Genomic DNA, 8,339 nt, shown 5'->3' with positions numbered 1-8,339 from the left:
TATCGAGGCGGGACAGGTCTTCCTGCGCCTCGACCTGGCGCAGCGCCAGCAGGCAGGCATGGCCGGACGACTGCTGGCGCTCCTTGGCGACTGATTCCAGTGCCAGCTCGGCCGCTTCGGCCACCCGGCCGGCTTCTTGCAACCAGTCCATCATCACGCAGCTGAAGCGATCTTCGTAGTTATCGCTGCTGAGCATGAAGCGACCGCGCCGGCCATGGGCCAGCGCCAGTTCCAGCTGGCCCAGGTAATAGCTCGACCAGGCTGCCAGCCGCGCCAGGCGCACCGCCGTATCGCGCCGCACCGCCAGGGATTCATCGGCCGGCGAAAGGGCCAGGATGCGGGCTTCAAGGCGGTTGTAGCAATCGGGCGCGGGCTGCATCAGCACATCACCCAGGCGCAGATAATCGTTCAGATCGACATCCTGCCCTGGCGCAGCATGGTCGAGTTGATCCAGTGCCAGATTGGCCTCGGCCCAGGCCTGGGTGCGCTGCCCTTCATCGGACCAGGCTCGCGCCATGCGGGCATGCAGCACCGCGCTATCCCAGGCGCGATAGGCCTCGCGATTGGCATCGGCCAGGCAGATGGCCTGCTGTGCCTCGGCGCAGCGGCGCACCATGGCAAACGCACGCGATTCGCCAGCCAACTCGCCGAGATAGCGCCAGGCATCATCAAACTGATCGCCGGCGGCCGGCTCGGACAGCAGCGCAGCGCAATGGTCGAGCGCAGGCCCCACGGCTTCGGTGGCACCGGCTGCCTGCAAGGCCTCGATCTGCCAGAAGGCCAGCGAAACACGCGCGCTATAGCGCTCGTTCTCCGGCACCTTGGCCAGCAAGGGCGGGCCGAAATCACGCAGCAGGGAAACCATTTCCGCGCCTCGCCCCATGCCCAGCCACAGCCGGTGTAAGCGCCGCAAGGCTTCAATCGAGGCCGGTTGCACCGCGTAGGGTGCAAACAGCTCGACCAGCGCAGCTTGGCGCTGCGCATCGTCGCCAGGGAAATCCTCGTCATCGCGCAAGGTTTCGGCCTGATCGAGATAGGCATCCAGCATGGCGCCTTCGAGTAAGGTGGGGCTAGGGGTGGTCATGGGGGAGCAAGTCAGAGAAAAACCGAGCGGCGACTATAGCAATGTCGCTTGCGGATTGCTTTGGACATAGTACCGGTGTTCAAGACTACCAATTTGCGTGCGTGCCAGCCCAACCTGCCGTGCGGCGCCCGATCTCGCATGGCTAGGGCAACCATGTCGATGGCAGATACGAAGGCTCGCTATACGGCGAACCTTCTATGGAATGATTGGAGTGGGCGCAGCTGTATTTGATGTGCTGAAAAACTCACGCGCCGCTTTCGAGCGCAGTGGCGTCGAGGCTTAGTTTGGCGAAGCGCAATGCCGACTGCGCCGCATAGCCCGCCGGCATGACGCCATTGGTTGCGCTCGCCAGCTGGTAAGCACCCTCCATCATGGCCAGCAACGCCGCTGCCAGCTCGCGGGCGCCTGTGGTTGCGCGCTTGTGCTCGCTTAGACAGTTGGCCAGCAGGGCAGACAGCAGTTCAAGCTCGGTCGCGATGGTGCGCTGGTAGACCTCTCTCACTTCTGCCTGGCGCACCGCCTCGGCCCCGATCATCACCCATGCGGCAACGACTTCCGGTGCCGCGCCATCTCCCAGGCCCAAACGCGCCTCCATGTAGGCAGTCAGCCGCTCCATTGGCGATTGCGCTGTGCCGGCGATCTGCTCGAAGCGGCGCTGGCCGTAGTCGGCCAACGCGGTCACCAGCGACACCAGGATCTCCTGCTTGCTGCTGAAGTGGTAGTGCAGCAAGCCCGGGGCTAGCCCGGCCTCCTTGGCGATCGCTTGAATGGTGGCCTTTTCATAGCCGTGTTTCGCCATGACGGATTGCAGCGCGCGGACGATTTCGCCACGGCGGGCTTCGGTGTTGGGCTTTCTGGGCATGGATGTCGCGATTTATTGGTTGAATAACCAAATATTACTTGCATTGTCGTGGCGTGTGGCGATAAGGTGTAATTAAGTTGGTTAATCGACCAAATTAAGGGCCTGCCATGAGCAATCCGTCTCCCTTCCACCCATTGCCTGGCGACGCTGGCTTCTGCGTTGTCGTTCCCGGCTTTTTGTCGGCTGAAGAATGCGCAGGCCTGATCGCTTGCAGCGAGGCACGGGGCTATGCCAATGCAGCGACAGACTATCCACCCTCCTATCGCGACAATGATCGGCAAGTGCACGATGATTTCGCACTCGCGACACGAATGACGGAAAGGCTGCGCCCCTACGCGCCTGCGCATATGGCGGATCGGGATGGCGATTGGCAGCTTGAGCGGGTGAACGAGCGCTTTCGGTTCTGTCGCTATCAGGCGGGCCAGCAGTTCAAGCTGCATCAGGATGGGGTGCATCATCGCGACGCCGGACGGTGCTCCCGCCTTACCTTCATGATCTATCTGACCGATGGGGATGCATTCGCGGGCGGCGATACGGTGTTCTATTCCGCCGGCCCTGGCGGCGATGAAACCGGCAAGGTCGCCCGGGAAATCGGTCGGGTAAGGCCACGCGCAGGCAGCCTGATCCTGTTTGACCACAGCATCTGGCACGCCGGCGAGCAGGTGTCCGGGGGCATCAAGCACCTTGTGCGCAGCGACATCATCTATCGTCGCGTCGGGGCGAGCGAGGACGTGGCTGGGTCGAAGCATGGCTCGCGGCATGACGATTATATCTGGGCGCTCGCAGGCTTGGGGCATGGGCAGTACGCCAGCGGCGGCCGTGATGCGCTTATCCGCATCTGGAATGAAAGCGGCATGGCCGTGCAAGCACTTCGCGGTCATGAGCAATCGGTGTTGGGCTTGGTGGCCTTGCCTGGGCAACGACTGGCCTCGGTATCACGTGACCGGTCGTTGCGGATCTGGAATTTGGCGACCGGGTATTGCGAGAAGGCAATCGCTGCCCACGACGCTGCGGTGCTGGATATCACTCGCTTGCCCGATGGCCAATTGCTTAGCTGTGGTGCCGATGGACTGGTCAAGCTCTGGAGTGAGCAGGGCGTACATCTCGCTAGCCTGGCTGGGCATCAGGGCTGGGTCTGGCAAGCCGTGTCGTTGAGCCAGAATCAATGGGCCAGTGCATCCGAGGACGGCAGCATCAAGGTGTGGGATGGTGCGACGCTGCGCGACGTCGCTACCCTTGAGGGCAGCACGCCGCTCAGGGCGCTGCTAGCGGTGGGCGATACCATCTGGTCGGGCGACAACGCTGGCGGTATCACTTGCTGGCACTTCGGTGTGGCAGGGTGGACCGCCATGCGGCGTTTCCAGGGTCATGGCGCAGCAGTTCGTCGCCTCAGGCGGCTCGATGCCCAGCATGTGGCGAGTTGCGGCGAAGATAATCTGCTTCGAGTTTGGCTTTGCGCCAGCGGCAAGCTGGTATTCGAGGCCAGACACGAAAACTTTGTGACTGATGCGTTGCCGCTTGCCGACCGCATCATCAGTGCTTCCTACGACGGGCAGTTGCGCCGGCATTTCAGTCCGGTTCGCCAAGCTGTCTCGTGCAGAGAGCCAACATGATCGACTTCAAAGCCGTTTGGGAATCAAGCTGGGCGATGTTGGGCCTGGAGGCTGACCCTGAGTGCTTTGTGCGGCTGATGACCAGCTATGCCGAACCCCATCGCCATTACCACACCCAGCAGCACTTGGCCGAGTGTCTGGCGCTGATCCAGCAAGTGCGGAACAAGCTCGAGCACCCCGCAGAAGTCGAGCTGGCACTGTGGTTTCACGATGCGATCTATGCGCCATTGCGCCATGACAACGAGCTGCGCAGTGCAGACTGGGCACGGGAGGTGCTGCTAATAGCCGGCGCCGACCTGGAGCTGGCCGACCGGGTGCACAGCTTGATCATGGCGACCAGGCATACGGCCGAGCCCTTGGGGCCGGATGCCCAGTTGCTGGTTGATATCGACCTGGCCATTCTCGGCGCACCACCCGAGCGTTTTGCCGAATACGAGCGGCAGGTACGCGCCGAGTACCGCCATGTGCCGACTTTCCTGTTCCGCCGCAAGCGGCGCGAGCTGCTGCAGCGATTTCTGGCGCGGCCTGTGCTGTACGGTAGCGCCAAGCTGCGAGAGCGCTTCGAAGCCGGTGCGCGGGCAAATCTGTTGGCGGCGGTCAGTGACTAAGGAAACGTTGAACAAGTCCACTTACGCGCCAACAGCGCGGTTCCCCCGCGGTGGCGGGGGCGGAGGGGGTGGAATAGAGCAGCAAGGAATCAACAGCTTACCTTCTGCCGCTAAGGTCCCGGGTTTCCCGGGACCGGCGATGCAGGTTGAAAACTCGATTTGTTAAGCGCTTCCTTAGGCGCTGATGGCTGCGACCTCATGCCCGGCAGTGCGCCAGGCATCGATGCCGCCTTCCAGCGTGCGGGCGTCCCGGCCCATGGCGCGCAGCGCGGCGGCCAGGCCCTGGCTGATTTCGTGGCCGTAGGCGCAGTACACGACGATGGGCTGCTCGTTGTCGGCCAGCGTGTCTTTCCAATCCAGCCACAAGGCCGGATTGAGCCAGCTGCCGCCGGTGATCTCGTCACCGTCGCCCGCGCGCTTGATGTCGCGACGCACGTCGAGCAGGGTGTGTGCAAAGGCGGCGCGGCGCCACAGGGCGAGTTCTGCTACCGAAATGCTATGCATGCTTGTCTCCTGAGTGAGTAATGGTTCAGCGGTGCAGCAAAGGAAAAATGGCCAGCCCGATCAAAGCGGCAGCAACAACGATGATGGGCTCCTGCAGCTTTTTGAAGCGCCACAGCAAAGCCACCGTGGTAAGCGCCAGCAAGATGGTCGGCAGGTCGGTGATGGAGCGCTTGGCAATCACGATCACCGAGCCGGTAATGGCGCCGACCGCTGCGGCGGTCACGCCATCGACAAAGGCCGCAATCCCCGGCAGCTTGCCGTAGCGCTTGAAATAGGGGGCCGGCAGAATGGTGAACAGATAGCAGGGGATGAAAGTGGCCAGCGCCGCCACGCAGGCCCCCCAGAAGCCGGCAATCAGATAGCCGATAAAGCCCACGGTGATCACCACCGGCCCCGGCGTGATCATTGCCACCGCCACGGCATCGACAAACTGCTTGTCGTTAAGCCAGTGGTGCTCGGTGACTACCCCGCCATAGAGAAATGGCACAATGGCCAGCCCGGAGCCGAATACAAAGGCGCCGGCTTTGGCAAAGAACACGCCAAGCTGGCCCAGCAGCGGCAGATCTGCTGCATTCAAGGCGCTCAAGGCAAACGGCGTGGCGGCAATGGCGTGCAGCGGCTTGCCACGCAGCCAGGCCGGTGGCGCGCGCCACAGCCAGTTCACCACGCCGGCGGCGATAAACAGCCAGGCGATCTCCGATTCGGTAATCAGCGTGGTTGCCGCCAGCAGCAAGAAGATGGACCACTTGAGCGGGTCTTTGCCCACGCTCTTGCTGGCCAGCTTGTGTGCGCTGATGGCGATAATGCCGACCACTGCAGCACCCACGCCATAAAACACCGCCTGCATCCACTGCAGTCCGCCAAACTGGCGGTAGGCCCAGCCCAGTGCCACCACCATCAGAAACGAGGGCAGCACGAAGGCCACGCCGGCCAAGCTGGCGCCAATCACCCGGTAATGCACATAGCCGAGGTAGATCGCCAGCTGCGCTGCCATCGGCCCTGGCGCCAGCTGGGCCAGCGCCAGGCCCTCCTTGTAGTCGGATTCACTGATCCAGCCACGGCGCTCGACCAGATCGCGGTGCATATAGCCGGCCAGGGCAACCGGGCCACCAAAGCCCAATGCACCCAGTCGCAGCATGTATTGCACCAGCTGCCAGAGCGAATAGCGTGGCGCGAATGTGCTGGTGGTTTCCATCTCAGACCTTGTCGGCCGGGGCATCGGCAAAATGCGCGGCCAGGGCATCGAACACCGTCGATGCGGCGGCCAGCAGGGCATCGTCATCGGCAATGTTGAGCCGCATGCCATTCAGAATGGCCGCCACACCGGCGGCCTCGGCCACCGGCACCCCGCCGACGTCGAGCTGATGCACCACGGCGCCCAGTCGAGCCAACGGCATCTGCGCGTCGAGACCAAAGCTGGCCAGCAGTGTCTCGAAGGTGACGCGACCATCGACGTGGCTGAAGGTGGCGCCGTCATAATCAAAGCCCAGCGCAGCTGGCGGGCAATCGGCCGGTGATGCCAGCCACAGAATGTGAGCGCCGGGGTCGATATGGCGGCGGATCAACCAGGCCGAGGCCAGGCGATCCACCCAGGGCCGGGCGCGGGTGGCCCAGGTGCGGCCCTGGTAATCGGCCAGCGCCAGCCGGGCAATGCTGCCGACAAGCGCGCGCGGCTCGCCCGGCGATAACAAGGTGGCAAGGTGATTGGCCAGCGCTTCAAGCTCGCGCCGCGCCTGGGCCTGCGCTTCGCCAGGGTAGAAGTCGATCGCCGCAATCTGCTCGAACTGCCGGCGCACGGTGCGCAAACGCCGCTCCAGCGTGGGCAGATCTTGTGTGCGCTCGTTTGCCAATTGTCGGCAGTCGACCAGCCACTCGCCAAACGCTTCAGATCGATCAAACAAGGCGCGGAATCGTTCAGCTTGGGCTTCGTCACGCGCAGGCAGCGTCAGTAGTTCACCGCCGCCGCCGGCGTTTTCAACCTCGGTTTGAAAGCCAAGCAGCGTGGTTTCATGTGCCGGGCTGGCGGGCAGTACATAGACCCCGTCGCGCAGCACCGCCGCACCTGCCGCCTTCAGGCCGCGCCAGATCTTGGTGCGTGCAGTGGTGGTGGTGCTGGGCAGCGCAACGGTGAGGGCGATAAGTTCGATCGAGTCATTCATTGTGAGATGAGTATTTCACAATGATGTAGATATTACAAAAATGATTGTTCCGTTTCAGCCCTGGCATCGCCAGAGTGGCAGAAAGCTCCGTCTGGATGTGTTGCGGGCCGATGCGGCGCAGCTGTCTCGAGAGGCAGATTGCGCCATCGAGCTATCGATCAATGTCGTGCAGCTGGCACGGAGCAGAAAACTATCTGGTATTGGCGGCTCCACGCTCGACAACCGCCAGCGTATTGAACCGCGATGTGGATGTAGTCGTGATTTCGTCCTTCGCGACGACAGTCGCAGGCCCAAATCACCGCGCACAATGCGCAAATGATGCGTTATTGGCGAAATATTCGCATCTAATGCAAATATTTTTGCTTTGGGGGCTTGCAATGTCGAAAAAGCTCGTGCAATACTGCATTCCATCGAGCCCACCAACGGGCTTCCAACGATTTACCGGAGTTTGATTGTGAATACCCAACTGACCAACCTGATCGCCGCCGCAAGACGCCTCGCGTCCCAAGCTGCGTCCGCGCTCGACGTCCGCGTCGACCGCCAGGGTTTGGGCAAGGCATGGGGAAATGGCATCGCCACGCTGAATGGCCTGTGCCCACAGTCGAGCGCCATATCACGCAATACAAGCAGTCACTTTTCGTATCAACCCTGCCCCAAATTGATGGGCGAGCGTTACCAGATTGGCATGCATCCGGGGGCAACCCCACAGGTCGCAGGAGGTTTCTCCTAGCGACAGATCGATAGCAACACTCGGTCGGCGAAAGCCCGGATGCTCCCAAAAGGACTCCGGGCTTTTTGTTTTTCTAGTCGCGGAGTCAGCAGTAAAGCCCTCTAGCGAGGCCAGTTCCCGGTTCCGACCGGAGATGAACTGCAACGATCTTTAAGAAAATGGAGAGGTTTTAACTTGTTCGGCGCCCAGCGCGATGCACCTCACTGCATCAACGCTGGCGCCGAGCGGGTTGGGGTGGGCGTAGCTCAATGGCAGAGCGCCGCATGGCAGACGCCGGTTCGAATCCGGCCGACCACCCCCCTTACGAATGGGCCTTCCCGATGAGGGCCTATCCGTATGGTACGGACAGGTAGTGCAAGCGGTTAAAGCCAGCTGACTGTAAATCAGTTCCCAAAAGGTACGCAGGTTCGAATCCTGCCCTGTCCACCACTGCACCGTTCGACTTCTGGTGAGGTCATCAGGCTTTCAACCTGATCAGAGGGGATCGTAACCCCTACGGTGTGCCATAAACGCGGGTCTGGCCGAGTGGCTAAGGCAGCAGCCTTCCAAGCTGAATACGCGAGTTCGATTCTCGCGACCCGCTCCAGATGCATCGATAGCTCAGTTGGTAGAGCGCCGCGTTGAAGGCGTGGGCGTCGCAGGTTCGATTCCTGCTCGATGCACCAGATTCATAAAGCTCGGGGGCCCATGTACCAAGGGGGCGAGACTGCTTTGCAAGCAGACTGCGGTCGGTTCGATTCCGACGGTCTCCACCAGAATGATCGGGAATGCCAATCAGG

General features: G+C 62.0%; 8 protein-coding genes and 4 tRNA genes. 7 read left to right on the top strand and 5 right to left on the bottom strand.

Annotation, left to right across the window (positions count from 1 at the left end; translation table 11 throughout):
- Both ACE3OH_RS15120 and ACE3OH_RS15115 read right to left on the bottom strand, forming a co-directional pair.
- A partial coding sequence (locus ACE3OH_RS15120; protein WP_374354599.1) for a hypothetical protein occupies positions 1–1,084 on the bottom strand: 1,084 nt, incomplete at its 3' end.
- A 244-nt stretch (positions 1,085–1,328) separates the two neighbouring features.
- Positions 1,329–1,946 carry a TetR/AcrR family transcriptional regulator gene (locus ACE3OH_RS15115; protein ID WP_374354596.1) on the bottom strand — a complete coding sequence of 206 codons (618 nt, stop codon included), beginning with the start codon at positions 1,944–1,946 and terminating at the stop codon, positions 1,329–1,331.
- A gap of 311 nt (positions 1,947–2,257) precedes the next feature.
- Here ACE3OH_RS15115 and ACE3OH_RS15110 point away from each other — a divergent pair, with 311 nt between their 5' ends.
- Both ACE3OH_RS15110 and ACE3OH_RS15105 read left to right on the top strand, forming a co-directional pair.
- Complete coding sequence (locus tag ACE3OH_RS15110; RefSeq protein ID WP_374354593.1) at positions 2,258–3,559, top strand: 2OG-Fe(II) oxygenase; 1,302 nt, start codon at positions 2,258–2,260, stop codon at positions 3,557–3,559.
- Complete coding sequence (locus ACE3OH_RS15105) at positions 3,556–4,167, top strand: hypothetical protein (protein ID WP_374354590.1); 612 nt, start codon at positions 3,556–3,558, stop codon at positions 4,165–4,167. Before ACE3OH_RS15110 ends, ACE3OH_RS15105 begins: the two co-directional genes overlap by 4 nt.
- Before the next feature lie 174 nt (positions 4,168–4,341).
- On the opposite strand, the gene ACE3OH_RS15100 is transcribed toward ACE3OH_RS15105, so the two are convergent.
- The 3 genes from ACE3OH_RS15100 to ACE3OH_RS15090 are packed head-to-tail and all read right to left on the bottom strand — an operon-like array spanning position 4,342 to position 6,830.
- Positions 4,342–4,671, bottom strand: coding sequence for a rhodanese-like domain-containing protein (locus ACE3OH_RS15100; protein WP_374354587.1), 330 nt, complete (start codon positions 4,669–4,671; stop codon positions 4,342–4,344).
- Between the two features lie 25 nt (positions 4,672–4,696).
- Positions 4,697–5,866 (bottom strand): chromate transporter, encoded by a 1,170-nt coding sequence (locus ACE3OH_RS15095; RefSeq protein WP_374354584.1) that lies wholly within the window; start codon positions 5,864–5,866, stop codon positions 4,697–4,699.
- A gap of 1 nt (position 5,867) precedes the next feature.
- Complete coding sequence (locus ACE3OH_RS15090) at positions 5,868–6,830, bottom strand: chromate resistance protein ChrB domain-containing protein (protein WP_374354581.1); 963 nt, start codon at positions 6,828–6,830, stop codon at positions 5,868–5,870.
- 454 nt (positions 6,831–7,284) lie between these two features.
- Between ACE3OH_RS15090 and ACE3OH_RS15085 the strand changes: the two genes are divergently transcribed.
- The 5 genes from ACE3OH_RS15085 to ACE3OH_RS15065 all read left to right on the top strand — a co-directional run bounded on the left by ACE3OH_RS15085 (position 7,285) and on the right by ACE3OH_RS15065 (position 8,225).
- Complete coding sequence (locus tag ACE3OH_RS15085) at positions 7,285–7,560, top strand: hypothetical protein (protein WP_374354578.1); 276 nt, start codon at positions 7,285–7,287, stop codon at positions 7,558–7,560.
- Positions 7,561–7,793: 233 nt separating this feature from the next.
- Positions 7,794–7,858: transfer RNA gene (locus tag ACE3OH_RS15080), tRNA-OTHER, on the top strand.
- Between the two features lie 45 nt (positions 7,859–7,903).
- A tRNA-Tyr gene (locus ACE3OH_RS15075) sits at positions 7,904–7,989 on the top strand.
- Positions 7,990–8,071: 82 nt separating this feature from the next.
- A tRNA-Gly gene (locus ACE3OH_RS15070) sits at positions 8,072–8,146 on the top strand.
- A 3-nt stretch (positions 8,147–8,149) separates the two neighbouring features.
- Positions 8,150–8,225, top strand: a tRNA-Phe gene (locus tag ACE3OH_RS15065).
- Positions 8,226–8,339: the final 114 nt, after the last annotated feature.

Origin of the sequence: Chitinimonas sp. (assembly GCF_041904975.1) — a bacterium.
Taxonomy (GTDB): Bacteria; Pseudomonadota; Gammaproteobacteria; order Burkholderiales; family Chitinimonadaceae; genus Chitinimonas.
The sequence above is the reverse complement of the archived record's forward strand: the minus strand, read 5'-3'. Positions and strand labels throughout refer to the sequence as shown.

Coding starts and splice junctions, on each gene's coding strand:
- ACE3OH_RS15115 (WP_374354596.1), bottom strand. CDS start 1,946: ATGCCCAGAAAGCCCAACACCGAAGCCCGCCGTGGCGAAATCGTCCGC.
- ACE3OH_RS15110 (WP_374354593.1), top strand. CDS start 2,258: ATGACGGAAAGGCTGCGCCCCTACGCGCCTGCGCATATGGCGGATCGG.
- ACE3OH_RS15105 (WP_374354590.1), top strand. CDS start 3,556: ATGATCGACTTCAAAGCCGTTTGGGAATCAAGCTGGGCGATGTTGGGC.
- ACE3OH_RS15100 (WP_374354587.1), bottom strand. CDS start 4,671: ATGCATAGCATTTCGGTAGCAGAACTCGCCCTGTGGCGCCGCGCCGCC.
- ACE3OH_RS15095 (WP_374354584.1), bottom strand. CDS start 5,866: ATGGAAACCACCAGCACATTCGCGCCACGCTATTCGCTCTGGCAGCTG.
- ACE3OH_RS15090 (WP_374354581.1), bottom strand. CDS start 6,830: ATGAATGACTCGATCGAACTTATCGCCCTCACCGTTGCGCTGCCCAGC.